A 24,870-nucleotide genomic window follows, 5' to 3' on the forward strand; every position below is an offset into this window, starting at 1 on the left:
CACCGGGCTCTACCCCTGAGACGGCATGCCGTATGCGGCAGCCGCTCATTCCCGGCCACCGTGGCGCTTCCCGGCGCTCTTGAAGGCGGCACGTGCGGCCCGCACAGTGGAGGGGGCCACAAGGACGGGACGGGACGGGGGATGTCGCGCATGGATCCGGTGTCGATGGGGTTGCTGACGGCTCTGGCGGGAGGGGCCGGCGGGGAGCTGGGCCGCCAGGCGTGGACGGGGCTCGGGGAGTTGGTACGACGCCCGTTCCGGCGCGGCGGCGCGGTGGTACCGGAGGGATCGGCGCCGGAGGGTTCCGAACCGGAGGGAGCCGCGCCGGAGGGTTCGGGAGAGGCGGAGCTGGCCAGGCTGGCCCGGGATCCGGGCGACGTCGCGGCGGCGCGGGCGCTGAGTGTCGTACTGCACCGACGGGCCGCCGCCGACGCGGAGTTCGAGGAGCGGCTGCGGCGCTGGGACGAGGCGGCCCGGCGGGTCTCCCGCACCGGCGGGGACGTCCACAACTCCATCTCGGGCGGCACGTTCTCGGCACCGGTGATCCAGGGGCGCGACTTCACGGGCATCACCTTCGGGACGTCCCCGGCCGACGACTGACCGATTGCCCTTGGGTTCGGTAAGACGCGGTCAACAGTCGCACGAGAAGCGACAAAAACAATGGCAAAGGGGGCTGGGGGCGGGTGTCGCGCGCGTGCGAGGGTGCGGGGCATGAGCACAGAGCACGTCCTCGATCACCGGCCCGGCAGCCCCGTACGCGCGCGCCTGCGCGAGAGCGCGAGCAAGGTGCCGGAGGTCACCGGCTACTTCTGGATCGTCAAGGTCCTCACCACCGGCATGGGCGAGACCGCCTCCGACCTGCTCGCCAAGGTGCTCGGCCCGATCCCCGCGGTCGGCCTCGGCGGTCTCGCGTTCGCCGCCGCGCTCGTGCTCCAGTTCGCCGTCCGCCGGTACGTGGCGTGGATCTACTGGACGGCCATCGTCATGGTCAGTGTGTTCGGCACCATGGCCGCGGACGTGCTCCATGTCGGCCTCGGTGTGCCGTACACCCTGTCCACCCCGCTCTTCCTCATCGCCCTCGCGGCCGTCTTCGCGCTCTGGTACGCGAGCGAGCGCACCCTGTCGATCCACACCGTGCGCAACCGGCGCCGCGAGGGCTTCTACTGGGCGGCCGTGCTCGCCACCTTCGCCCTCGGCACCGCGGCGGGCGATCTCACCGCGAGCGTCGGCCTCGGCTACCTGGGCTCGGCCGTCCTGTTCGCGGTGGCCATCGCGGTCCCGGCCCTCGCCCACCGCGGCGGCGTCCTCGGCGCGGTGACCGCGTTCTGGGCGGCGTACGTCATCACGCGCCCGCTCGGCGCGTCCCTCGCGGACTGGATGGCCGATCCGACCGCGCGGGGCGGTCTCGGCTGGGGCCTCGGCCCGGTCACGCTGTCGTGGACCGTGGCGATCATCGCGTTCGTGGCGTTCCTCGCGGTGTCGCGGCGGGACAGCGGGACCGCCGTCTGACGATCGCCTCCACCGCTGACCGGAAGGCCCCCGTGGGAGAGTCCCGCGGGGGCCTTCCGGCTGTGCCGAGCGGTGTGGATCAGCGCGTGGCGCCCGCGCGGAAGCGCCGGTACAGGGCCGCGCCGCCGACCAGCGAGGCGGCACCCGCGAAGGCGGCCGTCAGGGTGCCGTCGGCGCCGGTGTGGGCGAGGGTGCCCGTCGGCCGGTGCACGGTCGCGGGCGGCTCGGGGGCCGTGCGCGCGGGCGGCACCCGCGGGTGCGCCGGGGGCGTGGTGTGCGCCGGCGGGGTGACCCGCGGCGGCGTCACCGGCTGCGTGGCGTGGGTGCTCGACGTGTTCTCGGAGTGGTTGCCGAAGACGGGGTTGAGGAGCCCCACCACGTTGACGCTGTCGCCGCTGATGTTCACCGGCAGATCGATCGGCAGCTGGATGCCGTTGCCCGACACCGCGCCCGGCGAACCCTTCTCCGCCGAGGCGGCCGTGGCCCCGCCCCCGTTGGCGGAGCCGCCCTTCGCGGTGCCGCCGCCCGTGTTGGCGCAGCTGTTGCCCATCGCGGGGTTGAGGAGCCCCACCACGTTCACCGTGTCCCCGCACACGTTCACCGGGATGTGCACCGGGAGCTGGATCCCGTTGCCGGAGATCAGCCCCGGCGAGCCGACCGCGGCCCCGTCCGCCGTGGAGTCGGCGTACACCGGCCCCGCCACAGCGATCGCGCCCGAGGCGGCCGCGAGGGCGATCACACCGTTTCGGGTAACCCGTTTCATCGGTTCCCTGCCTTCCGGAATCAAGCGCGGGCACTCGCCCGCACGGAGGTAAACGCGGGGAAAAACAGGTGAGTTATGGCTTGTCAATCATTCGGCCGGTATATGCCACGATCGCTGGTCCTCATGGCGCCGGGGCGCCGTCATAGTCGTACTACTTGCGAGCCGGGCGCGGCACGTTGGGTGGCGGCGGCTTCAGCGGCACCGCTCCGGCCACCAGCAGCGTCCCCCTGGGCGACCTCAGCGGCTGGTACGCACAGAGCTCCGAAGGGGTGCGGACCTGGGCGGTCTGCGTCTCCAACGGCTGATCCGGGCCGACCACCACCACGTCGCGGTCCATGGCCCGACGCCCTTTCAGCCTCCACGGGGGCGGCCCACCCCGATAGGATCGCCATGTGATCGAACTGGCGGAAATGATCAGGGAGTTGGGCCAGGAGCTGAACGCCGCCCTGAGCGAAGGTCCGGCCGGGGTGGTGCGGTTCGAGCTCGGGACCGTCGAGGTCGAGGCGGATGTCGTGGTGAGCCGCAAGGGCGGGGCGGGCGGCAAGGTGCGGTTCTGGGTGGTGGAGGCCGGTGCCGAGGGACAGTCGGAGACCTCGCGCACCCACCGGATCCGCCTCGCCCTGCACCCGAAACTCGTCGCGCCGGACGGCACACACGTGAAGGTGCTGATCTCGGGGGAGGAAGAAGAGGGAGAGCGCTGACGGAAAGCGCCGAGGCGGTACGGCCGTTCCGCCGTTCCGACACCCTGCCGTGGCGGGACGGGTGGCCGTACGCTGGTCGGCACCGCCGGTGGGAGAGAACCGGCGGCAGGTGACGATCGGAGGTCACGGGGGTGGAAGGGCGGAACCCCGCGCGGGTTCGCAACGAATTGGTGGCCAAAGTCGTCGACGTGCTCCAGGAATCGGCCACCCTGCGGCACCCGACCAGTGCCGACCTGCTGGTGACCATGCTGAGCCAGGAACTGGGCGCGCCCGTCGAACCGTTGCAGAACAGGACGCTGCGCCCGTATCTGCTCCAGCTCGTGGAGGTGTGCGCGCGGATCCCCGACGGGCTGCCCTGTCTGGTGCGCTGCCTCGGCTATGTGGAGGAGCAGTCCGTCACCGTGCTGGCGCTGCGCCGTCTGGTGGACGAGTGGGAGGCGGTCGACTTCTTCGACGGCGCCGATCTGCACCCGCTGCGCCCCGACCTGACGGAACTGCGCTCCTCGGCCGCGCTCGCCGCGATGGCGCGCCGGGCCAGCCGCTCCCGCACCCAGGAGCTGCCCGCCTGGTGCGACACCGGCTGGGCGGTGTTCTTACGCCTGGCCGGCGGCAACTCGGCGGCGCGGGAACTGCCCGTGAGCATGGCCTTTCTGTCGCTGGCCGCGGACCAGCTGGTCGAGGACGGACTGCGGGAGGCCGCCGAGCGGCTGCGCCGCTGGAACCGCGCACAGGCCCGCGTCTGGGGCTTCGAGGACCAGATGGCCGAGTGGCAGCACGACAGCATCACCGATCAGCCCGCCTCGCTGATGCCCGCCTATCTGATGATCCAGTTCGAGCCGGACGGCGTCGACCCGGACCGCTACTACCTCTCCCACTGGCGCCAGTCGGACGCGGAGAGCTGGCACCCCCTCCCGGGCGAGACGCTGCATCTGCACCGCGACGATCTGCCGGCCGAGGTGGACACGCTCATCGAGCAGACCGAGGAACGCTGGTCGGACCTGCGGCAACCCGTCGTACTCGAATTCATCCTGCCGTGGGAGCTGTTGGGGGAACCGGTCGAGTGGTGGCACAAGGAGGCGGACTCCGCCTCGCCCACTCCCCTGGTCATGGACTACACGGTCCTCATCCGCAGTTTCGAACGCCTGCGCAAGGCCGCGTGGCACCGGCCGTGGCACAACAAGTGGCGCCAGTTCAAGGAGCGTCCGGCGGAGACGCACTCCTACTGGAACCGCCCCGGCCACTCGCACTTCCATCTGGAGCGGGAGCTGAAGGAGGACGAGCAGGCCGTGTGCCTGGTCCTCAGCGAGCCGCCCGGCACGGACTCCGCCACCAGCCGCCAGGAGTATCTGGCGGGGCTGCGGGCGGGAGTTCCGGCCATGATCTGGCACCGCGGCGACTGCTCGGATCCCGCGTTCAAGGAGGCGGTGGCCGAGATCGTGCAGGACCGGGGGCTGGCCGGGCTGCTGGAGCGGACCGGACGTTGGCGCAAGGAGGCACTGGCCATGGGGCCGGAGGGGTGGGACAACCATGTGGGGCGCCATCTGGCGATCCTGCTCGACGATCCGGAGCGCAAGCCCGAGCCACCGGGGCCCGCGCATGTGCCGGTGAAGCCGTGAGGCGGCCGGCCGGATCCGCGTGTCCACCGACCGTCCGCGCGTGGTGAGTGGGGGTGCCCGGCATGCACCGGCGTGATTCCACCGGTCCGCGTCCGTTCCATGTCCGCCACCCTGCTTCCGCCATGCTGCGGCGTACACCGTCCGCGTGCTTCCGTGCGTCCTTGCTTCGGGGGTGCCCACGCTGCGAGGCTGGGTGCGTGGATGTCACGCATGCCTGGAGTCTGCGGGACTCCACCGCACTCTCACCGTCACTACGGCGCCTTGAGAGCACCCATGCACGATGACGACGAACAGCGACCGGCCAAGGCCGCGCGGGCCCGCCGGGAGGCCGCCCGTGTGCTGAGCCGGCTGGGCCGGGAGGGCGGGCCGCATCCCGTGGAGGCGGTGCTCGTCGTCGACGCGCATCCCACGATGCGGGTGTGGGACGGAGCCGTCCAGGGCGATCTGGCCGAGGAGCTGGAGCGGGCCGGGCGGTTCACCCGGGTGCGGGTGGTACGGCTGCTGGGCACCGACGAGACGGACCCCGCGCAGGTGCGCACCGAGGAGCCGCTGGGCGCGCCCGGCGCGGGCGCCCACCGGGTGGTCCTGGTGCTGACCGACGGCATCGCCACCGGCTGGCGCCTGGGCACCGTGCATCCGCTGCTGCGCGAATGGGGGCGCGCGCAGCCGGTCGCCGTGGCCCATCTGCTGCCCCCGCACCTGTGGTTCCGCACCGGGCTCGACGTGTACCGGGTGCGGATCCGCTCCCCGCGCCCCTGGGCGGCCAACAGCGCCTGGAACTGGGCCGAGCGCGAGGCCCCGGCCGGTTCGGGGGGCGAGGAGGGACGGGACGCGGAGGCGGAGGCGGCCGCCCCCGTCGTCGTACCGGTGCTGGCGCTGTCCGAGCGATGGGCGGCCGTGCTGCTCCGGCTGCTGTCCGGAGCCGATCCCGAGTGGCTGGATCTGGCCGCCGTACAGGCACGGGAGTGGAAGAGCAGGCCCGACGCGGCGCGTGCCCTGCCCTGGGCGCAGGACGTGCCCGATCCGCACAGCCCGGTGCCCGCCGCCGAACGCGTCTCCGATTTCCGGGCCGCGGCCAGCCCGACGGCGTTCACCCTGGCGACCCGCCTGGCCGCCGCGCCGCTGAGCCTGCCCGTCATCCGGGTACTCGTCGCCGCCACCCCGGACGCGGGCCCGGTGCATGTCTCCGAGCTGCTGATGAGCGGTCTGGTACGGCCCGTACCGGCGCGCGGTGACGGCCCGACGGACGTGGTGTTCGACTTCGCGCCCGATGTCCGCGAGGAACTGCTGGCGCTGGGCCGCCGCAGCGCGACCGCCCGGGTGCTGTACGACGTCCGGAGGTTATTGGCCGGGGACGAGACGACCCGTTCCCTGCTGCCCGCTCCCGACGAACCGCTGGACACGCTGGCGATGCCCGGCGTCAACAGCCGCAACATCGTCTTCCTCCGGGTGGAGCTGACCGCGCTGCGCGCCCTGTCGGGGCGCTACGACCAGCGTGCCGCGATGTTGGCCAAGGTGCTGAGCTGGCACGATCGGCGCTACGCAGTCAGCCTGGAGAAGTTCACCCTGGAAAAGACGCGCCGCACATCCACGGGATCCACGCCGACCGCCTCGGCCTCCGACGCGGACGGGCCCGCCGCCGGGCCGGAATCCCGGACCGTTTCCGAAGGAGCCTCATCGATGCCGACACCGCCTCAGGAAACCGCGGAGGCAGAGCGCACCGCACAGCCGCGCGTCTGGGGGAACCTGCCGCCGCGCAACCCCAACTTCACCGGGCGCGACGAGCTGCTGGAGCTGCTCGACCAGCGGCTGCGGGAGGGCACCACCACGGTGCTGCCGGAGGCGATCCACGGCATGGGCGGCGTCGGCAAGACCCAGCTCGCGATCGAGTACGCCTACCGGCACCAGTCCGAGTACGACATCGTGTGGTGGATCCCCTCCGAGCGGCCCGGACAGATCGGCCAGGCGCTGGTGGAACTGGCCCAGCGGCTGGGCCTGGTGACCACCACCGAGGCCAATATCGCGGGCCCGGCGGTGCGGGAGGCACTGCGGGAGGGCCGGCCGTACTCCCGCTGGCTGCTCATCTTCGACAACGCCGACAACCCCGAACAGGTGCGCCACTACTTCCCGCAGGGCGGCCACGGCACCATCCTCGTCACCTCCCGCAACCGCCGCTGGGGGCAGGTGGGCGGCTCCCTCGAAGTGGATGTGTTCACCCGGGAGGAGAGCAAGGAGCTGCTGCGCCGTTCCGGGCCGCCGCTGCGCGAGGAGGAGGCCGACGCGCTGGCCGAGGCGCTGGGCGATCTGCCGCTGGCCCTCGAACAGGCCGCCGCCTGGCGGGCCGAGACCGGGATGCCGGCGTCCGAGTATCTGCGGCTGTTCGAGAACAAGCGCATGGAGCTGCTGGAGGTGGCTCCGCCGCCGGACTACCAGCTCCCCGTCGCCGCCGCCTGGAACGTGTCCCTCGACCATCTGGAGACCCGCAGCCCCGCGGCCCTGCGGCTGCTCCAGCTGTGCTCCTACTTCGCGCCCGACCCGATCTCCCGCTCCATCTTCTCCGGTCTCGGCAACAGCAGCATCTTCCCGGAGCTGGACGCCGCCCTGAACGACCCGATGCGGCTCGCCCGCGCCATAAGAGAGGTCAACCGGTACTCGCTGGCGCGGATCGACCACCGTACGAACTCCATCGAGATGCACCGCCTGGTGCAGCTGGTCCTCAACAACCGCATGTCGCCCGAGGAGCAGGCGCGGATGCGGCACGGGGCGCATACGCTGCTGGCGGCGGCGGACCCGAAGGCGCCGATGGAACCGGCGAGTTGGCCCCGGTACGCGGAGCTGTACAGCCATGTCATCGCCGCCGGTGCCATCAGGTCCGACCAGCCCTGGGTGCGCCAACTGGTGCGCAACATCGCGGAGTACCTGTACTGGTGGGGCGACCACGAGGTGTCCCTCGACTTCTCCGAACAGGCCTGGAAGTCCTGGCTTGACATCTTCGGCGAGGAGGATCAGCAGACCCTGCTGATGGGGCAGTGGCTGTGCTTCATGTACTGGGTGGTGGGCCGGTTCGACGACGCGGCGCGGCTCGTCAGCCACCTGCGGGAGGTGTACGAGCGCACCGCCCCCCCGGATGTCGAGGACAACCGCGAGGACGCGCTCGACGCGATCCAGCTGGAGGCGGCGGTACGGCGCGTGGAGGGCAGGTTCGCCACCGGCGCCGAGCTGGACCGGATCGCGTACGACCGGGCACACCGGGCGTTCGGCGAGGACGACCCCACGACGCTCAACGTCGCGCACAACCTCTGTGTGAGCCTGCGCCTGGTGGGTGACTTCAAGGGAGCGTTCGAACTCGACCTGCGCACCCTGAGCCTGAAGATGCGGCTGTACGGCCGCGAGGACCGGCGGACCCTGCACTCCGAGAACCACGTCGCCGTCGACACCCGCGAGACGGGGGACTACATCGGGGCACGTGCCCTCCAGGAGTCCGTGCTCAGCGCCTGCCAGGACGTGTTCGGCCGCAACAACCCCACCACGGTCGAGGCCAAGCGCCAGCTCAGTGAGGCGTACCGCAAGGCGGGCGACCACGCGAGGTCGCTGGAGCTGGCCACCGAGGCGCACGCCCAGTTCACCCGCCGCTACGGCGAGACCCATCCCCAGTCGCTGGCCTCCGCGCTGGCCCTGTCGATCGCGCTGCGGCAGAACGGCGATCTCCAGGCGGCGCGGACGCGGGGTGTGAAGGCCTGCGAGGGCTACCGGCAGATCTACGACCCGCACCACCCGCACGTCCTGTCCGCGGACATCGACCTCGCCGTCACCCTGCGGTTGCTCGGCCGGCCCGAGGAGGCACGGCGGCTGGACGAGGCGGCGCTCGCCTCGCTCACCGACCGGCTCGGCGTGGCGCATCCCCTGTCCATCGTCTGCTCCATCAACCTGGCCAGTGACCTGGCCGCCGTCGGCCGGCACGAGGAGGCACGGCGGCGTGGCGAGGAGACGCTGGCCCGGTGCCGGGAGTCCTTCGGCGAGGACCACCCGACCACCCTCGCCTGCGCCGCCAATCTGTCCCTTGACCTCCTCGCGACCGGCGCCGAGGCCGAGTGCAGGACACTGCGTGAGGACACCCTGATCCGTATGGAGCGTGTCCTGGACGCCCCGCGCCTCCAGTCGGACTCGGGGACGCGGCATCCGGCGACGGTGCAGTTCAGGGAGCGCGGGCGGGCCAACTGCGACATCGATCCGCTGCCGCTGTGACGGGTGCTGGGGGTCCGCGCCGTCCGGCGGGCCCCCGGCAGCCGTGTCCCGGGGCCGTTCGCCGCTCCGCCGTCAGGCCCCCAGCCAGGCCGCCAGGCGTACCGGGTCCGCACGGCGGCCGGTCCTCGCCTCCAACGCGTCCTGTACGGCGCGGGCACGCTCGGGGTGATGGCGAAGGATGTCGGCGGCGGCCCGGTGGACCGGGTCGGCCGCGAGGGCGCGACCGAGGCCGGGCCAGGCGGACACCGGTGCTCCCTCGGCCGACAACCGTTCGCTGAACGCGGCGCGGGCTTCGGCGTGTTCGCCGTGGAGCAGCCGTATTTCGGCCGGGTCGGCGCCGTCGACACCGCCGGGGCGCCGCCAGGCTCCGTCGGGGTCGCTGAGGTGGTATCGGGCCAGGACCGCGGTGCTGTCCGAGAAGCGGACCCCGGAGTCGGGGACCAGGAGGGGTTCCGCCGTGAGCGCCGAAGGCGGCTTGTCGGCGCCCTGTCGCCAGGCGAGGACCGCTTCCTCGACGGCCTTCGCCGGTGGGCACAGATGGTGGGCGCGCCAGCGGGCGTGATGGTCGGCCGCCGCCTCCTCGGCCAGGCGCAGCGGCGTCGCGGGAATCTCCTCGGTCAGCCACGCGCCGCAGCGCTCGGTGAGGCGCTCGACCACGTACCGGCCGACCGAGGTGAGCCGTTCGTGTCCGCGCACCGTGTTCAGCGCGGCCCAGACCTGGGCGCGCCAGAGCGCGAACTCGAAGTGGGCGAGGGGGGCGTAGGCCGGGTCGGCGGTGTGCCGGTGGGCGCGCCAGAAGCGGGTCACGCCGAAGAAGGCGTAGATGCCCTGGAGCAGTCCGCCGAGCGGGCGCGGGTCGTCGCGCCAGGGGGCGTAGAGCAGGGTCTCGGGCGGCTCGGGGTCCGCGGGCGGCTCGGTCAGCGGCTCCAGGTGCATCAGCCCGCCGAGCTTGGTGTGCTGGAACTCGTGCACGAGGGTCGCGGCGAGTTGGGCGACGTCGTCCGGGCGGGACGCGGTGACACCGCCGAAGGCGTCGCCCGCCGTGCTGCTATGCGGCCGAAACCTTTCTCTCACGGGGGTGGGCGCCACCGACATCAGGCCCCGGCGCATCGCCTCGGTGCTCTCCGGTTCGTCGCGGAGCAGCACTTCCCATGCCTTGGCGAGCGAGGACTCCCAGTACGCCGCCTCCGCCGGTGGCAGCAGGCTGGGCTCGCTCGGGTGCGGGAAGGTGCGGTAGGGGTCGAGTTCCTCCAGCACCAGGGGCTTCGCCCGGCCCCCGGAACCCAGCGTCGTCCGGCGCACCGGTATCCACTCCGGCTCGTGCCGGTCCGGGTCGGCGGGAACCTCCACGGCACCGCTCGCGCTCGTGACCCGCACCCGGCCGTCGCGCCCCGTGACCCGGGCGATGCCCCACGGTTCGGGGTCCGGCAGGACCGCGCAGCCCAGCGTGGGCAGCGGCACCAGGCCGCGGCGCACGGGAACGGTGATGTCGAACTCCAGCCCGGCCCGTGCCGCGGCGGCGGCCGCCAGGGCGGCGAGATGACCCATGACCACCCAGTGCGGCGCGTCCTCGTAGACCCGGCCCCTGATCCGGCGCACCGCGAGCGACACCCACATACCGGTGTTCGGGGACATCAGCAGGTCCTCGCACACCTCGGGGGCGCTGCGCTGGGCGCGTTCCAGCAGGTCCCAGCCCTGCGCGAAGGCGTCCGTGCCGTCCGGTCCGGTGTCGTCGGGGGAGGCTCCGTTGCGCAGTGCCCGCAGCAGCAGGAGCCGACGGCTGCGTTCCGCGCGCAGCAGTTCCGCTATGACCGAACCGTCGCCCTCGCCCGCCGCGAGTGACCGCAGACCGGCCGCCGAGAGCCGGTGGTACGGCAGACGCTCCCCCGTCGTCGTGGCGTCAACGGCCACGTGTCCCCCACAGCACCCTGCTGATCACCTCGTCGCTCAGTCGAAGCGGGACGGGCTGTAGGACAGCGTGATGGCCTGCGGCCCGTCGATGTGGTGCAGCAGCTGCTCCAGGGACTCGGTGAAGGTCCGGTCGTCCAGGGAGCGCAGTGCTTCGAGGGAGATTCCCGAGAGATCGACGAGACCGGACTCGACGGCAGGCATCGGATGCTCCAAGGCTGCCAAGTCCCCTCCCGTATACACCAGTTATGCACTATCAATGCCTCGACCAGCATGACCCAGCACCGCACGCCCCGCAACCCTGCGGCCTTTCGGCGCCGCGAGATCGAGTCAGCCGCGAAAGCGGGCGAGCCGCGCCGCCGCGCTGTCCATCCGGTCCAGTTCGGGCGACGGTCCTTCCAACAGCCTTATCGCCTCCAGGAATTGATCGAGCGTTCCCGGATAGCGCAGACAGGTGCGCACGACGCCGTAGACGTCCATCCGCAGCCGGTGATCACGGGGGCTGTTGGCCGCCACCTGGTCGCTGATGCTGTCCAGCACGAATCCCATGCCGTTGCCACTGCGCAGAACCGGTAGCTCGATCAACGCCTCGACCAGCTCAACGAGTTCACGCAAGGGGAGATCGGACGGCAGCCCCGCGAGAGCGACGGCCGGGCGGGGCTCCTCGACGCCGTCGGTTGGGCCGAGAGCGGCGCGCGACGGCAGACCGGCGTACCGCCCGAGCCGTTGCAGGTCGGCCGCGGACAACGACTCGTACCACCGCTCCACCCGCCGTGCCGCGAGCCTGCCCAGGCCGTCGGCCCGGTGGTGGGCGCTGACCACGCCGATCACCGCGCCGTCCCACCACACGAGCGCGCCGGACATGCCCTCCCAGGGGGAACGGTGCGGCTCGGGGTCGGCGGGCGGGGCGGCGACCGCCAGTTCCAGGGTGCCCTCGCGGCGGTTGGACAGGACCGAGACGGTGCCGGTGACATGACAGGAGTCCCGGTAACGGCCGGGCGCCTCTCCGCCCCCGCCCCCGCTCTCGCTCTCGCTCTCGCTCTCGCGGAGCTTGAACCGCGGGAAGCCCATCGCGCTGAAGGGCAGCACCACGTCCGCGTCGGGTACGACGGCATAGCGCGGCGGGTCGACGCCGGTGCGGTCCGTCGGTACGTCCTCGATCTCCAGCAGCGCGACATCGGCGGCCGCGGCCGAGAGCACGACCCGCGCGGGGGCGCTCCACTCCCCCGGCCGGTCGGCGTCGAACCGTACCCGTACGGCGCTCGTCCCCGCCACGACATGGGCGGCCGTCAGCACATGCCCGTCCCCGACCCGGTACCCGGACCCGCGCCGCCCCGGCGTCCCCGCCACCAGCACCTCGGCGACCCGCGCCGCGTCCAGCCCCTCTTCCCCCGGTCCCCTCACGTCCGTCCTCTACCCCTCGGGCCCCGGGGGTACGCGACGTTCTGCCCCGGGTGATGCCTCGGGTGCCGGTTCCGGCCCGTGGGTCAGCGCCGCGAGGAGCCGTAGCTTCTCGTCGCTGTCGCTGTTCTTGTCGGGGTAGTAGACGACGAGGATGACGTCCGCCACGGGGAGCTTGTCGCGGTGCAGGCGCAGTTCGCCGACGACGGGGTGGTGCACGGTCGTCGTACCGCCGTCCAGGCTCCGCACGTCGTGCCGGGCCCACAGGGTGCGGAACCGCCTGCTGGACAGGGCGAGTTCACCGACGAGTTCGACGAAGCGGGGGTCGTCGGTGTCGTCCCCGATGGTGGCGCGCAGCGCGGCGACGAAGTCGGCGGTGGCCTTCGCCCAGTCCTGGTGGAAGGCCTGTTCCTCGGGGTCGAGGAGGAGGGAGCGCAGCCGGTTCTGACCAGGTGTCAGACGCGGGGAGAGCGCGACGGCCATCGAGTTGGCGGCCAGGACGTCGAACGCGCGGCCCTCCACGAACGCCGGGATCTGGAGGTGGGCGAGCAACTCGTGCACCCGCGCCGGTACATGCTCGGGGCGCTTGCGGCGCGGCGCCCTGGGGCGTGCCGCGGCGAGGCCGAGCAGATACGTCCGCTCGATGTCGTCGAGCCGCAGGACGCGCGCGAGCGATTCGAGGACCTGGGGTGAGGGGTTCTTGTCGCGGCCGCGCTCCAGGCGCAGGTAGTAGTCGGGGCTGATTCCGGCGAGCAGGGCGACCTCCTCGCGGCGCAGCCCGGGTACCCGGCGGTTGCCGCCGGGCGGGAGTCCCGCCTGCGCCGGGGAGACCAGCTCACGCCGGGCGCGCAGATAGGCGCCGAGCCGGTTGCCGGATTCCTCGTCTTTCATACGGCCACCGTAATGCGGTGCGCGTGTCCCAGCGGGGGCCCTGGCAGGACCAGGGAGAACGGGGGCCCTGCCACGGGCGGCGGACGCCGCCAAGACTGACGGAGCACCGTCTTCCCGAAGATCTCAGCAGAGAAGAGCTCAGCAGAAAGGAAGATCCCATGGATCTCTCCCACCGCACCGTTCTCATCGTCGGCGGCACCTCGGGCATCGGGCGGGAGCTGGCCCGGCGGTTCGCCGCGGCGGGCAGCACCGTGGCCGTCGGCGGCCGTAACCCCCGGGCGCTCGCGGAACTGGCCGAGGAGGGTTTCGGCACGTTCGAGGTGGATGTCACCGACGGTTCCTCCGTCGCCGCCGCCCGTGACGCCGTGCTCGCCCGCCACCCCGGGCTGGACACGGTGGTGACCATGTCGGGCGTCATGCTCATGGAGGACCTGCGCGACCCGGCGCACTTCGAGGCGACGCGGACGACGATCGAGACCAACCTGCTCGGCACCATCCGGGTGCTCGACGCCTTCACCCCGCATCTGGTCGGGCGGGGCGCCGGCACCTTCGTCACCGTCACCTCCGGCATCGCCTTCCTGCCCTTCCCGCCCATGCCCGGTTACGCCGCCTCGAAGGCCGCGGTGCACGCCTACTCCGAGGCGCTGCGCGCCCAGCTCGCCGGCACCGGTGTCGGCGTCGTGGAACTCGTCCCCCCGGCGGTCGCCACGGCGGGCCAGGAGCGGGTGAACCCGCACGCGCTGCCGCTGGACGCCTTCGCCGCCGAGGTCATGGAGCTGCTCGCGACGGACCCCACCCCCGACGAGATCCTCGTGCGGGGTGTCCTCATGCACCGCTGGGCCGAGCGCGACGGCACGTACGACGACCTCGTCGCCCAGCGCTCCCGGGCGCTGGCGATGCTCCCCGGGCGCGAGGGCTGACGCCCGGGGAGCATCGGCCTCCTGCGCTTCTGCCTCCCTGGTAGGAGGCTCCTGTCACACCCTTCACGACGACGGCGCGGGGGCCGTACTCGCGGTAACGGATGCCGAGGGGGCCTTACGGCGTATCTTCCCCGGCCACCGTCCCTCGACCCGATCTGCGAGGTCTACCCTGCTCGCATGGCCGGCTGCCGGGGGGAAAGCCGGGCTTCGCCTCCCCTGCGGCCCGCGGTGCGTGACACCTCGCCAGGGAGGCGTTCGGACATGGCACTCCTGAACCCGCTCACGGACGACGGACTCACCCGCGCCGATCGGCGCACTCGGCCGGCCGGGGGAACGCGACCGTCCGGCCCCGGTCGCACGCCGAACCCTCGAACCGGGTGGCGAAGCCGGTGCGGGAGAAGACCGAGCTGGTGCCGGAGAAGACCGAGCTGGTGTCGGAGATGACCGAGCCGGTGCGAGAGATGATCGTGACCGATCACGGTGACGGTGCGGGCCTGCCGCTCCGGCGGCGCGGGGCGCTCGTCGGATTGCTCGGCCCTCGCCGCCCCCACCGCCACCGCCCCCACCGCCGCCCGGGGCCCGTGCCCGGGTCCATGCCCGCGACGGCGCCGGTGTTCGCCTCCGCCTCCGCCTCCGCCTCCGCCTTCTGGCCGACGACGGATCGCCCCTCGCCCGGCCCGCTGACAAGCGAGCCGCCGACCACGGGACCCGCGACCCGTGACCCGCGACGCCCGCCTCGGCGCGAAGGCGCCGGTCCCGTGTCCGCACCGCCCTCTCGCCCTCCCGACTCCCGTCGAAGGAGCCCTGGCCGTGACCGAAGAGCAGCCTCTCGTCCTCGACCCCGCCGGTTCCGACCACCACGCCGAGCACCGGGCGCTGTACGCCCGCGGCGCGGCCACGCCCGTGGACGTCCTCGGGGTGAGCGCGTGGTCCGTCTCCGATCCCGACCTCCTGAAGCAGCTCCTGACCCGCACCTCGGTCTCCAAGGACGCGCGAGCGCACTGGCCGGACTTCGCCGCCACGGTCCCCACCTGGCCACTCGCTCTCTGGGTGGCGGTCGACAACATGTTCACCGCCTACGGCGGCGACCACCGCAGGCTGCGCCGACTGATCGCCCCGGCCTTCTCGGCCCGTCGTATCGCCGCCCTCACCCCCGTCGTGGAGGCTCTCGTCACCGGCATCCTCGACGATCTGGAAGCCCTCCCGGCCGGCGAGGTGGTGGACCTGCGCGAACGGTTGGCCTATCCGCTGCCGATCGCGGTCATCGGCCGGATGATGGGCCTTTCCGCCGCCCGGTCGAACGGGCTCCGTACGGTCGTGGACCGGGTGTTCGCCACCACCCTGTCCGCCGAGGAGGCGACGGCGAACACGGCCACCCTCTACCGGCTGTTCGACGAGCTGATCGCGGCGAAGCGTGCCGCGCCCGGCGACGACATGACCTCGCTGCTGATCGCCACCCGCGACGAGGAGGGCGACGGCGGTTCCCTGACGGACGCCGAACTGCGCGGCACCCTGGTGCTGATGATCAGCGCCGGGTACGAGACGATGGTCAACGTCATCGACCACGCCGTCACATCCCTGCTCACCGACCCGGCGCAGCTGGCCCACGTCGACGCCGGCCGGTGCGGCTGGGAGGACGTGGTCGAGGAGGCCCTGCGCCACGAGTCGGCCATCAAGCACTTGCCCATGCGCTTCGCGGTCCGGGACATCCCGCTGCCCGACGGGAGGACGATCCGGGCGGGAGAAGCCATCCTCGCCTCCTACGCCGCCGCCAACCGTCACCCGGACTGGCACGGTGCGGACGCCGACCGCTTCGACGCCACCCGGACCACCAAGGACCACCTGGCGTTCGGCCATGGCGTCCACTTCTGCCTCGGCGCCCCGCTCGCCCGCCTCGAAGTCGCCGCCGCCCTGCGCCAGTTGTTCGCCCGCTTCCCGGAGGCCCGGCTCGCGGTGCCCGCCGAGGAACTGCGGCCGCTGCCGACCTTGATCAGCAACGGGCACACGACCCTGCCGGTCCGCCTGCGGCCGCCGTCCGCCCCCCGGCCATAGTCTCCGCCCGCTTCCCGCAGGGCGGCCGTCGCGCCCTGGACGGGGTCAGCGCGTGGTGTATCCGCCGTTGAGGAAGATCGTCTGACCGTTGGCCCACCATCCGTCGGTCAGCAGATGGCGGATCCACGGCACGATGTCGTCGATCTTGGTGAGCTCGCCGTTCATCGCGGAGGACTTGTGGTAGGCGACGGAGTCGTCGTCCTCGGCGGGGTAGAAGAACGAGGTGTCCATCGGGCCGGGCGCGATGTTGTTGACCGAGATGTTCCGGCCGAACAGCTCCTTCGACAGGGCGCGGGTGAAGTGCTCGACCGGCGCCTTGCTGCCCGCGTACACGGAGTACAGGCCGGTGTACGCGGCGAGCAGCGAGGTGACGACCGTGATGATCTTCCCGCCGTCGTCCATCCGGCGGGCGGCCTCACGCATCACGAAGAACGCGGCCTTGGAGTTGACCGCGAACATACGGTCGTACTCCTCCTCGGTGATCTCGGTGAGCGGCTTCTTCAGCACCATGCCGGCGGTGTTGATGCTGTAGTCGAGCTTGCCGAACCGGTCCAGGACCTCTTCGAAGACCCGCTCCACCTCGGCGACCTTCGTCAGGTCCGCCTGGACGGCGAACGCCTCGCCCGGACCCTTGTTGATCTGGGCGACGACGTCCTCGGCCTTGGCGCGGGAGGACTCGCTGTTGTAGTGCACCGCGACCAGGGCGCCCTCGGCGCCGAGGGTCGTGCTGATCAGCCCGCCGAGATTGCGGGACGCGCCGCCGACGAAGGCGACCTTGCCGTTGAGTGTCTTGTCCGGGGTACTGGCCATGACAGCCCTCCTGCGGTGTTCCGAACGGGGTCGGCACGGTCCGGCGGACGCCGGGGCCCTGCCATGCCATGGACTCATCCGCACCGGGGGCCGCGCATCTTGAACGGTCCGATCGCCGAGGGAACAAGCCGCTCCGCACCACCGCATCCACCACACCGGGCACGTCCGTCTCAATGGCCCCGGGCCGGCTCGGTAACGTGGCCATCCGCCGCATGGAGTGGCCAGGTGTGCTGTGTTCGGCCGGCCCGTGCGAGGGCTCCCGACGGAAAGTGATGAGGCCCGATGAGTGAACCGACGAAGCCCGAGGTCGACGTCCCGGAGGGTGACGCTCCCACCGAGCTGACCGTCCGGGACCTGGTCATCGGGGACGGGCCCGAGGTGAAGCCCGGCATGGTGGTCAGGGTCCACTACGTCGGGGTGACCTTCGAGTCCGGGAAGGAGTTCGACGCCTCCTGGGACCGGGGCCGGCCGTACAAGTTCGCCCTGGGCGGCGGCAAGGTCATCAAGGGCTGGGACCGGGGGGTGCGGGGGATGAGGGTCGGCGGCCGGCGCGAGATCATCATTCCCCCGCGTCTCGGCTACGGCAATCAGTCCCCCTCGCCATTGATCCCGGCGGGCACGACCCTGGTCTTCGTGGTGGACCTGCTGGACTCGTACTCCAGCACGACCGGGTGGAGCAGCTCCTAGCGCCGCAGACCGCTCGCCCCCGACCGCTCGCTCACCCGCACGGCGACCGCGACCTCACGATTCACCGCCGTGCCCGTTCTTCCGGCACGGCCCTCGGTCTGGCCGGGCCCGGCGGCGAAGGTGCCGGGCCCGGTGATCCCTGCGGGAGCGTACGCCGGCATGGCGCGGCCCCGGGTCGTTCCCCCGAGCGTGCAGTCGTGGTGACCGGCGGCGGCCGGAGGAGAGTTCACCGGGGGGGCTCACCACGCGCGGAAGCGGTTCGCTCGGGCTCGGGAAGGCAATGTCCCCGGTTGCCCGACGTGCGTGAGGTCGCCGAGCGCGGAGCCGGTGCGGCGGTAGGCGCCCGGCCCGCGTCGTCCGCTGCCTGGGCGGGGCGTCAGATGTGGCACAGGCCCCGCTCGTAGTCGACCGTGGCGGTCTCCTTCGAGTGGGTCCACTGAGGACTCAGCAACTGTGCGTCGAGCTGCTGGGCCGCGCCGGGGCTCTCCACGATGTAACCGAAGTCCTGCAACCACGCCGGGTAGAGGTTCTTCGACCCGATGTAGAAGGCCGAGCCGTCGACCGAGACCAGCTTGTGGTGCTGGGCGTAGGGATGCCCGTCCGCCCAGCGCGCGTTCGGGGAGCTGCGGAAGGTCGCGAGCTGGAGGTTGGAGCAGAGCGCCGCCCGCGCGCTGGTCTCGTCACCGGTGATCCGGGCCAGTCGGTCCCGCAGCGCGCCGCTGACCTCGGAGAGGGACTTGATCTGCGAGTAGCCTCCGCTGCCGACGGCGCCACGGTTGGCGGGGTCGCTGACGACGATCCGCACCTTCACGCCGTCGGCGAGTTTGGTGGCGAGGGCGTCGTAGACCCGGGTGTCGTAGCGGGGCATTGGCGGGCAGGTCGCGTTGAGGTCCTGCTGGGAGATCTCGATGTGCCGGGTCGCGCTGGAGATCAGCGAACGCAGCGCGCTCTCTTCGGGGTTGACCGTGTCATAGGCGCGGTCCCCGTTGGTGTTGTCGTGCAGGCCGACCACGCACCGGGTGTCGGAGGTGGACGGCAGGGCCGGTCGCCAGGCCGAGGCGGGGTCGGAGTCCTCCATGCCCACGCCGAGTCCGCCGACGGCGATCACCGGCACATCGCCGGTGGCGGGGACGGCACGGGGGTTCGTGTCCCGTTCCATGGTGGCCATGCAGTCCGATCCGCCCGAGGCGGCGTACCACACGCTGGCGGCGTTGGCCTTGTTGCGGCAGGTCCAGCCCCACAGCCGGTCCAGGTAGCGCCCGGCCGTCCCGGCGGCGGGGCCGGTCAGGGCGAGGTCGACGTCGCTGACCGGATGGTCGGTGTCGAGGTAGTCGCCCCTCCAGTTGTTGATGCCGCCGGTGACCGCGGACTCGCCGTCCACGACCAGGAGTTTGGAGTGGTTCCAGGAGAAGGCGGTCTTCGACGTGGTCATCGAGGCGACGTTCAGTGTGATGGCGTCGGCGGCCGGGCCCAGCTTGTCGCGCAGGTCGTCCCGGTATTTCGAGGGCAGCACGGTCATGTGGTAGACCGGAGCGGCTCCGACCAGGACCCTGACCTTGAGCCGGTGCCCGGAGGCCACGGACGACTTCAGGCCCGCGACGATGGCGTCCTGGAAGGCGCCGTCAGGGAAGGGCGCCAGGCTGGAGATGTCGACCGTCCGCGTCGCCCGCGAGATGTTCTCGGTCATTTTGGCCAGCAGCCGCCGAGTGCCGACGCGGTCCCGGCATCCGGCGTCACCCCAGCAGCCGGGAGTCTGGAGCAGCCAGCCGGCGGGATCGTCCGCCCCGGCGTCGAGCCGGTTGCCTGCCGTCCGCTCCCACACATCCCCTTCGAGGCCGGGTGAGACCTCGCGCAATGTGCGCTCCACGGCGTCGAGATGAGGAGTCTCGGCGTCGGCGGCGGTGGCGGGCGCGGCGGGTAACACGGTCAGGGCGAGAGCGCAGATGAGAGCGGCCCGAGCCGGACGGGATAAGCGAAATGAAATGATCATCTACAGAAATTACCAGGTGAGAGGCCCTGTCTCCGGCCTCGGCGGTGCCCCGACGCGTGATGGTCCCATTCCGGCACCGGTCCGCCACCCCGCGCGCAACCCACATCAAAAAGGGACGGTCTCGGATCTCTCCGAAACCGCCCCTGATCTGCGACTCTCTCGAGTCGGGACGACAGGATTTGAACCTGCGACCCCTTGACCCCCAGTCAAGTGCGCTACCAAGCTGCGCCACGTCCCGTTGCCGTTTGACCTGCGGTTTCGCCGGTCGCAACGTGCAGGGAAACAATACCGCACTCGACTCGGTGATCGCGCACGACTTCCTGGGGTTGACCTCAAGTTTGGTCGAGGTTGCACGCTGTCGTACATGACGATCACAGCGGACGACCACCGCGCCCACGCGTACGCCGACCTGCCCGGGCTGATGAGCCTGATGACCGGGGACGAGAAGCACGGCCCGGCGGCCACCTCCACGCTCGATGTGCTGTGGGTGCTCTACGACCGGGTACTGCGCGTCACCCCGGAGCGGACGGCGGATCCGGGCCGGGACCGGTTCCTGCTGAGCAAGGGGCACGGGCCGATGGCGTACTACGCGGTGCTGGCCGCCAAGGGGTTCCTGCCGGTCGAATGGCTGCCCGGGTTCGGCGGGTACGACTCCCCGCTCGGCCACCACCCGGACCGGCTGCTGGTGCCCGGGGCGGAGATCGGCAGCGGATCCCTCGGGCACGGGCTGCCCATCGGGGTGGGGACCGCGCTGGGGCTGCGCGCCCAGGGCCTCGGCGATCCGGCGGTCTGGGTGCTGATCGGGGACGCCGAGCTGGACGAGGGCAGCAATCACGAGGCCATCGCCTTCGCGGGGCCCGCGGGGCTCGACCGGCTGCACACCGTCGTGGTGGACAACTCCTCCGCCAGCCATGCGCGGCCCGGCGGGATCGCCGCCCGGTTCGAGGCCGCGGGCTGGTCGGCGGCGACCGTCGACGGACGGGACCACACGGCGCTGTACGAGGCGTTCACGGCGCCGCATCCGGGACGGCCGCACGTGGTCGTGGCCCGGGTCGAGCCGAAGAACGCCTGAGCGCCCCACTTCTCCCAACGCCTCATTCCTCCTGACGCTCCGACTTTCCCTCACGCTCCGAAAGGGCGACATCTCCATGGACACCATGCGTGACCGTTTCGCTCCCGTCGTCTCCCGGCTCCTGGACGAGGACCCGCGGGTCGCGGTGGTCCTCGCCGAGATCGGCAAGGACGCCTTCCACGAGGCCATCGCCCGGCATCCCGAACGGGTGATCAACGTCGGCATCCGCGAGCAGTTGCTGGTGGGGGCGGCGGCCGGGATGGCGCTGACCGGGCTGCGGCCCGTCGTGCACACGTTCGCCAGTTTTCTGGTGGAACGACCGTTCGAGCAGGTCAAGCTGGACTTCGGGCATCAGGGCACGGGGGCCGTACTGGTGAGCGCGGCCGCCTCCTTCGACTGGCCGGCCGGCGGGTTCACCCATATGGCGCCGGGCGACGTGGCCCTGATGGACACCCTGGACGGCTGGACCGTACAGGTGCCGGGGCACCCCGACGAGGCCGAGACCCTGCTGCGGCACGCGGTCGGGGCGGGCGACGACCGGGTGTACGTACGACTGTCCGTGCAGTCCAACCGGCGGGCGCTGCCGGTCGACGGCGAGCGGTTCGTGACCGTACGGGAGGGGCGGGCCGGCGTGGTGGTCGCGGTGGGCCCGCTGCTGGACGCGGTGCTGGAGGCGACGGAGGGCATGGATGCGACCGTGCTGTACGCGACGACCGTACGACCGTTCGACGCGGCCGGGCTGCGCCGGGCGGCCGGCGCCGCGGGGACGGATGTGGTGCTGGTCGAGCCGTATCTCGCGGGCACGTCGACCGCCGCGGTGAACGACGCCCTCGCGGACCTCCCGCACCGGGTCCTCGGCCTCGGGGTCGGCCGCCGGGAGCTGCGCCGTTACGGCACCGTCGAGGAGCACACCGCCGCGCACGGCCTGGACGCGCGGAGCCTGCGGGAGCGGATCGGGGGGTTCCTGGGGGCGCGCGCCCGGGTGTGAGGCGGGGCGGGCGCGATGCGGCGTCAGCTCGGTGCGGGGGACGCGTCCGCTCGTACCAGGTCGCGGATCGCGGGGACGGCGAGGAGCAGCGCGACCACGGCGAGGCTGGTCACCGCGGCGACCAGCAGCACCCGGTCGGCGCCCAGCAGGACGGCCGCGGGGCCCGCGAGGGCCTGGCCGACCGGCATCATGGCGAGGGAGCCCGCGACGTCGTAGGCGTGGATGCGGTTGAGGGTCTCGGGCGGCACCTGGGTCAGGACGCTCGTCGCCCACATCACGCCCCAGAAGGACATCCCGGCCCCGGCGAGCGCGGCGCCCGCCGACATGGCCGGGACGCCGAGACCGAGGCCGACGGCGCCCGGGAAGGTGAAGTACAGGCACAGGGACAGCGCGCCCGCCCTGAGCATGCGGCGGGGGCGCAGCCGCAGGGCGAGCAGGCCGCCGGCGACGGTGCCGGCGCCGAGGGCCGAGTTGACCAGGCCGTAGGCGCGGGCGCCGTGGTGCTGGACGACCTGGGTGGCGACCAGCGGGACGACCGGGCCGTTCACGGCGATCATGTACAGGCACCAGATGGCGATCACGGCCCACAGCCAGGTGCGGGACCTGAACTCCCGCCAGCCGCGCACCAGATCGGTGCGGAAGTCGCGCAGGGCGCGGCCGGTGGCGACGAGGGTGTCCGGGGGCAGCGGGCGCAGCCGGAGCAGCAGCAGGCACAGGGCGCTGACCGCGTAGGTCCCGGCGTGGGCGGCGAACACCCCACCGGGTGAGGCGAAGCCGACGAGGAGACCGGCGAAGGCCGGCCCGGCGAGCTGGGCGGCGGACTCGGCGATGCGGATCGCCGCGTTGGCGCCCTGGACGTCGGCGGCGAGCCGGGGCAGTGTGCTGGCCACGCCGGGCTGGAACACGGCGGCGGCCACGCCGTTGACGAAGCCGATGACGCACAGTTCCCAGAGCACCACGTGCCCGGCGAAGAACAGGCCCGCGGCGAGGGACTGGGTGCAGACCCGGGTCAGGTCGGCGCCGATCATCAGACGGCGGGTGCTGAACCGGTCGGCGATCACCCCGCCGAAGACGACGAGTCCGGCGAAGGCCGCGGTCGACGCGGCCATGGCGAGCCCCACCGCGCCCGCGCCGTACCCGCGCTCCAGCAGTCCGGCGGCCAGCGCCACCGGCAGCATGGTGTCGCCGAGCCGCGCCACGGCCCGCGCCACGAAGAACAGCCCGAAGTCTCTCGACCAGACGCTCCGGCCCCGCTCCCCCGGGCCCTGTGCCCCAGCCGCTCGCAGCCCCGCCCGGCCCGCCACCCCGGCCCCCGGCTCCCCGCCGACCCGGCCCACCACCTCGACGGCCGCCTCCCCCTCCGACGAACCTGCTACCGCCCCGCCCACCCGGCCCACCACAGCGTCCGATCCCCGAGCCACCCGACCCGCCACCCCGCCATCCGACCCCCGGCCCGGCCGCTCCGGCACCGCCCCGGCGTCCGACCCTCCACCCGACCGCCCCACCACCACGCCATCGAGCCGCCCGCCTCCCCGGCCCACCACCACGCCGCCCGACTTCTGCCCCGACCCGCCCGCCACCGCGGCATCCGATTCCACCCCCGGCCGATCCGCCACCCCGCCATCCGACCCCCGGCCCGGCCGCTCCGGCACCGCCCCGGCGTCCGACCCTCCACCCGACCGCCCCACCACCGCGGCATCCGACTCCGCCCCCGGCCGATCCGCTCCCCCGTTCTCCGGCTCACCGGCCGACCGACCCGCCGCCCCGACGTCCGGCTCCGCTCCCCGCCGACCGCCACCATCCTGCCCACCCCGACCGCCACCGGGTTGGCCGTCCCAGCCGCCATCGGACTGTCCATCCCGGCCGCCACCGGGCTGTCCGCCCCGGCCGTCCCCCGTCCCGTCAGACCCGTCCGTTTCCGCCCCGCCCATTCCGGCTCCCTCCCTGGCGACCGCGCGGGATCATGCCATGCCGCCTTCCCGGGCCACCGGGATTTTCAGTGGGTGGGCGGGTGGCCCAACTCCGGGTGGGATTCCAGGAGTCGGGGTGGGGCGGCCTGGCGCCAGGAGTCGGCGAGGATGTCCCGGAGTTCGGCCTCGTCCTCCAGGGTGGCGAGGCGGGCCCTGATCCAGGCGAACTGCGCCTCGTGCCCGGCGATCCAGAACTTCTCCGGCTCGGCCAGCACCAGTTCGTCCCGCTCCTCCTTCGGGCAGCGCACGGCGACGGACGTCTCGTCCTCGGGCAGGGTCGCGAACATCTTCCCGGCCACCCGGAAGGTGGGCATGTTCCAGGCGGTCTTCTCCGAGGTGTCGGGGAAGGACAGCGCGATACGTCGTACGGCTTCGGCATCCGGCATGCCACGCACCGTAGCGCCCGCCACTGACAATGCCCGGCGGTCAGCCCCCCGCCGCCCCGCCCAGCGCCGCCAGCACCGGCCTGATCAGCGGATGCCCCTCCGCGCCCCGGCGCACCGCGGCGAAGACACGGCGGGTGGGGGCCACGCCGTCGACCGGGCGTACGACCACATCGCTGAGGTCCATGCCGCGCAGGGCGGAACGCGGGACGAGGGCCACGCCCGCGTCGGCGGAGGCGAGGGCGACGACGGCGCGGAAGTCGTCGGAGGAGTGTTCGAGGCGGGGCTGGAATCCCGCGCTCTCGCAGGCGAGTACGACGACGTCGTGGCACGGGTTGCCGGGGTAGGGCCCGATCCAGGGGTCCTTGGCCAGCTCGGCGAGCGGGACCTCGGCCGAGTCGGCGAGCCGGTGACCGACCGGGACCACGGCGTCGAACGGCTCGGCGTACAGCGGCACATGGGTGAGCCGGGGGTCGTCGGCCGCCGGTGCGCCCCGGTACTCGACGGCCACCGCCACGTCCACCTGCCGGTCCAGGACCATCGGCAGGCTGGCGTCGCCCTCCGCGTCCTGGACCCGGATGCGGATGCCGGGCGCGGTGCCGGCGAGGCGGGCCACCGCGGGGGCCACGACCTGGGCGATGCCGGTCGCGAAGGCCGCCACGGTGACCGTCCCGGCCTCGCCCGAGCCGTACGCCGCGAGTTCCGCCTCGGCGCGCTCCAGCTGGGCGAGGACCGCGTTGGTGTGGCCGAGCAGGATCTCGCCCGCCGGGGTGAGCCGTACGCCCTTGGCGCCCCGTTCGACCAGCCGGTGGCCGGTCTCCTGCTCCAGGGCGGTCAGCTGCTGGGAGACGGCGGAGGGGGTGAGATAGAGGGCGGCGGCCGCCGCGGTGACCGTGCGGTGGTCGGCCACCGCACGGAGGATGTGGAGCCGCCGTGCCTCGATCATGCCCCCGATTATCCCAGG

At 72.6% G+C, this 24,870-nt stretch carries 22 protein-coding genes and 1 tRNA gene; 11 read left to right on the forward strand and 12 right to left on the reverse strand.

The window, feature by feature from the left end; translation table 11 throughout:
* Window positions 1-165 precede the first annotated feature (165 nt).
* The gene (locus AB0N90_RS30280; RefSeq protein ID WP_365202028.1) at window positions 166-600 is read left to right on the forward strand and encodes a hypothetical protein; all 435 of its coding nucleotides are present in this window, start codon (window positions 166-168) and stop codon (window positions 598-600) included.
* Window positions 601-711: 111 nt separating this feature from the next.
* The gene (locus tag AB0N90_RS30285) at window positions 712-1,509 is read left to right on the forward strand and encodes a hypothetical protein (protein ID WP_365202030.1); all 798 of its coding nucleotides are present in this window, start codon (window positions 712-714) and stop codon (window positions 1,507-1,509) included.
* Window positions 1,510-1,588: 79 nt separating this feature from the next.
* On the opposite strand, the gene AB0N90_RS30290 is transcribed toward AB0N90_RS30285, so the two are convergent.
* Window positions 1,589-2,248: a chaplin gene (locus AB0N90_RS30290; protein WP_365202032.1), complete on the reverse strand. Its 660-nt coding sequence runs from the start codon at window positions 2,246-2,248 to the stop codon at window positions 1,589-1,591.
* Window positions 2,249-2,427: 179 nt separating this feature from the next.
* Here AB0N90_RS30290 and AB0N90_RS30295 point away from each other — a divergent pair, with 179 nt between their 5' ends.
* From AB0N90_RS30295 to fxsT, 4 genes are all read left to right on the forward strand, one after another.
* A complete protein-coding gene (locus tag AB0N90_RS30295) occupies window positions 2,428-2,577 on the forward strand; it encodes a hypothetical protein (protein WP_365202033.1) in 150 nt (49 codons plus the stop codon).
* Between the two features lie 87 nt (window positions 2,578-2,664).
* Window positions 2,665-2,973, forward strand: a complete 309-nt coding sequence (locus AB0N90_RS30300; protein ID WP_365202035.1) for a trypco2 family protein — start codon at window positions 2,665-2,667, stop codon at window positions 2,971-2,973.
* Between the two features lie 170 nt (window positions 2,974-3,143).
* Window positions 3,144-4,589, forward strand: coding sequence for a hypothetical protein (locus AB0N90_RS30305; RefSeq protein ID WP_365202037.1), 1,446 nt, complete (start codon window positions 3,144-3,146; stop codon window positions 4,587-4,589).
* A 273-nt stretch (window positions 4,590-4,862) separates the two neighbouring features.
* Window positions 4,863-8,834 carry an FxSxx-COOH system tetratricopeptide repeat protein gene (fxsT, locus tag AB0N90_RS30310; RefSeq protein ID WP_365202039.1) on the forward strand — a complete coding sequence of 1,324 codons (3,972 nt, stop codon included), beginning with the start codon at window positions 4,863-4,865 and terminating at the stop codon, window positions 8,832-8,834.
* 72 nt (window positions 8,835-8,906) lie between these two features.
* Here the strand turns inward: fxsT and AB0N90_RS30315 are convergent, their stop codons facing one another.
* The 4 genes from AB0N90_RS30315 to AB0N90_RS30330 form a co-directional block, all read right to left on the reverse strand.
* The gene (locus AB0N90_RS30315) at window positions 8,907-10,745 is read right to left on the reverse strand and encodes an HEXXH motif domain-containing protein (RefSeq protein WP_365202040.1); all 1,839 of its coding nucleotides are present in this window, start codon (window positions 10,743-10,745) and stop codon (window positions 8,907-8,909) included.
* Between the two features lie 36 nt (window positions 10,746-10,781).
* Window positions 10,782-10,946 (reverse strand): hypothetical protein, encoded by a 165-nt coding sequence (locus AB0N90_RS30320; RefSeq protein ID WP_365202042.1) that lies wholly within the window; start codon window positions 10,944-10,946, stop codon window positions 10,782-10,784.
* Window positions 10,947-11,072: 126 nt separating this feature from the next.
* Window positions 11,073-12,146, reverse strand: a complete 1,074-nt coding sequence (locus tag AB0N90_RS30325; protein ID WP_365202043.1) for a trypsin-like peptidase domain-containing protein — start codon at window positions 12,144-12,146, stop codon at window positions 11,073-11,075.
* A gap of 9 nt (window positions 12,147-12,155) precedes the next feature.
* Complete coding sequence (locus AB0N90_RS30330; RefSeq protein ID WP_365202045.1) at window positions 12,156-13,034, reverse strand: helix-turn-helix transcriptional regulator; 879 nt, start codon at window positions 13,032-13,034, stop codon at window positions 12,156-12,158.
* 158 nt (window positions 13,035-13,192) lie between these two features.
* Between AB0N90_RS30330 and AB0N90_RS30335 the strand changes: the two genes are divergently transcribed.
* Window positions 13,193-13,954 carry an SDR family NAD(P)-dependent oxidoreductase gene (locus AB0N90_RS30335; RefSeq protein WP_365202046.1) on the forward strand — a complete coding sequence of 254 codons (762 nt, stop codon included), beginning with the start codon at window positions 13,193-13,195 and terminating at the stop codon, window positions 13,952-13,954.
* A gap of 810 nt (window positions 13,955-14,764) precedes the next feature.
* Window positions 14,765-16,006, forward strand: coding sequence for a cytochrome P450 (locus AB0N90_RS30340; RefSeq protein ID WP_365202047.1), 1,242 nt, complete (start codon window positions 14,765-14,767; stop codon window positions 16,004-16,006).
* Window positions 16,007-16,051: 45 nt separating this feature from the next.
* Here the strand turns inward: AB0N90_RS30340 and AB0N90_RS30345 are convergent, their stop codons facing one another.
* Window positions 16,052-16,816 carry an SDR family oxidoreductase gene (locus AB0N90_RS30345; protein ID WP_361675890.1) on the reverse strand — a complete coding sequence of 255 codons (765 nt, stop codon included), beginning with the start codon at window positions 16,814-16,816 and terminating at the stop codon, window positions 16,052-16,054.
* 282 nt (window positions 16,817-17,098) lie between these two features.
* Here AB0N90_RS30345 and AB0N90_RS30350 point away from each other — a divergent pair, with 282 nt between their 5' ends.
* Window positions 17,099-17,503: an FKBP-type peptidyl-prolyl cis-trans isomerase gene (locus AB0N90_RS30350; protein ID WP_365202049.1), complete on the forward strand. Its 405-nt coding sequence runs from the start codon at window positions 17,099-17,101 to the stop codon at window positions 17,501-17,503.
* On the opposite strand, the gene AB0N90_RS30355 is transcribed toward AB0N90_RS30350, so the two are convergent.
* The 3 genes from AB0N90_RS30355 to AB0N90_RS30365 all read right to left on the reverse strand — a co-directional run bounded on the left by AB0N90_RS30355 (window position 17,500) and on the right by AB0N90_RS30365 (window position 19,731).
* The gene (locus tag AB0N90_RS30355; RefSeq protein ID WP_365202051.1) at window positions 17,500-17,733 is read right to left on the reverse strand and encodes a hypothetical protein; all 234 of its coding nucleotides are present in this window, start codon (window positions 17,731-17,733) and stop codon (window positions 17,500-17,502) included. The two genes, AB0N90_RS30350 and AB0N90_RS30355, sit on opposite strands and share 4 nt — an antisense overlap.
* 146 nt (window positions 17,734-17,879) lie before the next feature.
* Window positions 17,880-19,493: a phospholipase D-like domain-containing protein gene (locus tag AB0N90_RS30360; protein ID WP_365202053.1), complete on the reverse strand. Its 1,614-nt coding sequence runs from the start codon at window positions 19,491-19,493 to the stop codon at window positions 17,880-17,882.
* A 164-nt stretch (window positions 19,494-19,657) separates the two neighbouring features.
* Window positions 19,658-19,731: transfer RNA gene (locus AB0N90_RS30365), tRNA-Pro, on the reverse strand.
* Window positions 19,732-19,857: 126 nt separating this feature from the next.
* Here AB0N90_RS30365 and AB0N90_RS30370 point away from each other — a divergent pair.
* Complete coding sequence (locus tag AB0N90_RS30370) at window positions 19,858-20,565, forward strand: transketolase (RefSeq protein ID WP_365202055.1); 708 nt, start codon at window positions 19,858-19,860, stop codon at window positions 20,563-20,565.
* Window positions 20,566-20,641: 76 nt separating this feature from the next.
* On the forward strand, window positions 20,642-21,553 hold the full coding sequence (locus tag AB0N90_RS30375; RefSeq protein WP_365202056.1) for a transketolase C-terminal domain-containing protein: 912 nt from the start codon (window positions 20,642-20,644) through the stop codon (window positions 21,551-21,553).
* 23 nt (window positions 21,554-21,576) lie between these two features.
* On the opposite strand, the gene AB0N90_RS30380 is transcribed toward AB0N90_RS30375, so the two are convergent.
* The 3 genes from AB0N90_RS30380 to AB0N90_RS30390 form a co-directional block, all read right to left on the reverse strand.
* Window positions 21,577-22,839, reverse strand: a complete 1,263-nt coding sequence (locus AB0N90_RS30380) for an MFS transporter (protein WP_365202107.1) — start codon at window positions 22,837-22,839, stop codon at window positions 21,577-21,579.
* A 710-nt stretch (window positions 22,840-23,549) separates the two neighbouring features.
* The gene (locus AB0N90_RS30385; RefSeq protein ID WP_365202057.1) at window positions 23,550-23,909 is read right to left on the reverse strand and encodes an MmcQ/YjbR family DNA-binding protein; all 360 of its coding nucleotides are present in this window, start codon (window positions 23,907-23,909) and stop codon (window positions 23,550-23,552) included.
* Between the two features lie 40 nt (window positions 23,910-23,949).
* Window positions 23,950-24,852, reverse strand: coding sequence for a LysR family transcriptional regulator (locus AB0N90_RS30390; protein ID WP_361675875.1), 903 nt, complete (start codon window positions 24,850-24,852; stop codon window positions 23,950-23,952).
* Window positions 24,853-24,870 lie beyond the last annotated feature (18 nt).

It is taken from the genome of Streptomyces sp. NPDC093018, assembly GCF_040684035.1.
GTDB lineage: Bacteria > Actinomycetota > Actinomycetes > Streptomycetales > Streptomycetaceae > Streptomyces > Streptomyces murinus.

What these genes read in the sequence shown, in the direction of transcription:
- AB0N90_RS30280 (WP_365202028.1), top strand. Translation starts at nt 166, where the DNA reads ATGGGGTTGCTGACGGCTCTGGCGGGAGGGGCCGGCGGGGAGCTGGGC.
- AB0N90_RS30330 (WP_365202045.1), bottom strand. Translation starts at nt 13,034, where the DNA reads ATGAAAGACGAGGAATCCGGCAACCGGCTCGGCGCCTATCTGCGCGCC.
- AB0N90_RS30320 (WP_365202042.1), bottom strand. Translation starts at nt 10,946, where the DNA reads ATGCCTGCCGTCGAGTCCGGTCTCGTCGATCTCTCGGGAATCTCCCTC.
- fxsT (WP_365202039.1), top strand. Translation starts at nt 4,863, where the DNA reads ATGCACGATGACGACGAACAGCGACCGGCCAAGGCCGCGCGGGCCCGC.
- AB0N90_RS30370 (WP_365202055.1), top strand. Translation starts at nt 19,858, where the DNA reads ATGACGATCACAGCGGACGACCACCGCGCCCACGCGTACGCCGACCTG.
- AB0N90_RS30360 (WP_365202053.1), bottom strand. Translation starts at nt 19,493, where the DNA reads ATGATCATTTCATTTCGCTTATCCCGTCCGGCTCGGGCCGCTCTCATC.
- AB0N90_RS30345 (WP_361675890.1), bottom strand. Translation starts at nt 16,816, where the DNA reads ATGGCCAGTACCCCGGACAAGACACTCAACGGCAAGGTCGCCTTCGTC.
- AB0N90_RS30390 (WP_361675875.1), bottom strand. Translation starts at nt 24,852, where the DNA reads ATGATCGAGGCACGGCGGCTCCACATCCTCCGTGCGGTGGCCGACCAC.
- AB0N90_RS30285 (WP_365202030.1), top strand. Translation starts at nt 712, where the DNA reads ATGAGCACAGAGCACGTCCTCGATCACCGGCCCGGCAGCCCCGTACGC.
- AB0N90_RS30350 (WP_365202049.1), top strand. Translation starts at nt 17,099, where the DNA reads ATGAGTGAACCGACGAAGCCCGAGGTCGACGTCCCGGAGGGTGACGCT.
- AB0N90_RS30375 (WP_365202056.1), top strand. Translation starts at nt 20,642, where the DNA reads ATGGACACCATGCGTGACCGTTTCGCTCCCGTCGTCTCCCGGCTCCTG.
- AB0N90_RS30385 (WP_365202057.1), bottom strand. Translation starts at nt 23,909, where the DNA reads ATGCCGGATGCCGAAGCCGTACGACGTATCGCGCTGTCCTTCCCCGAC.
- AB0N90_RS30335 (WP_365202046.1), top strand. Translation starts at nt 13,193, where the DNA reads ATGGATCTCTCCCACCGCACCGTTCTCATCGTCGGCGGCACCTCGGGC.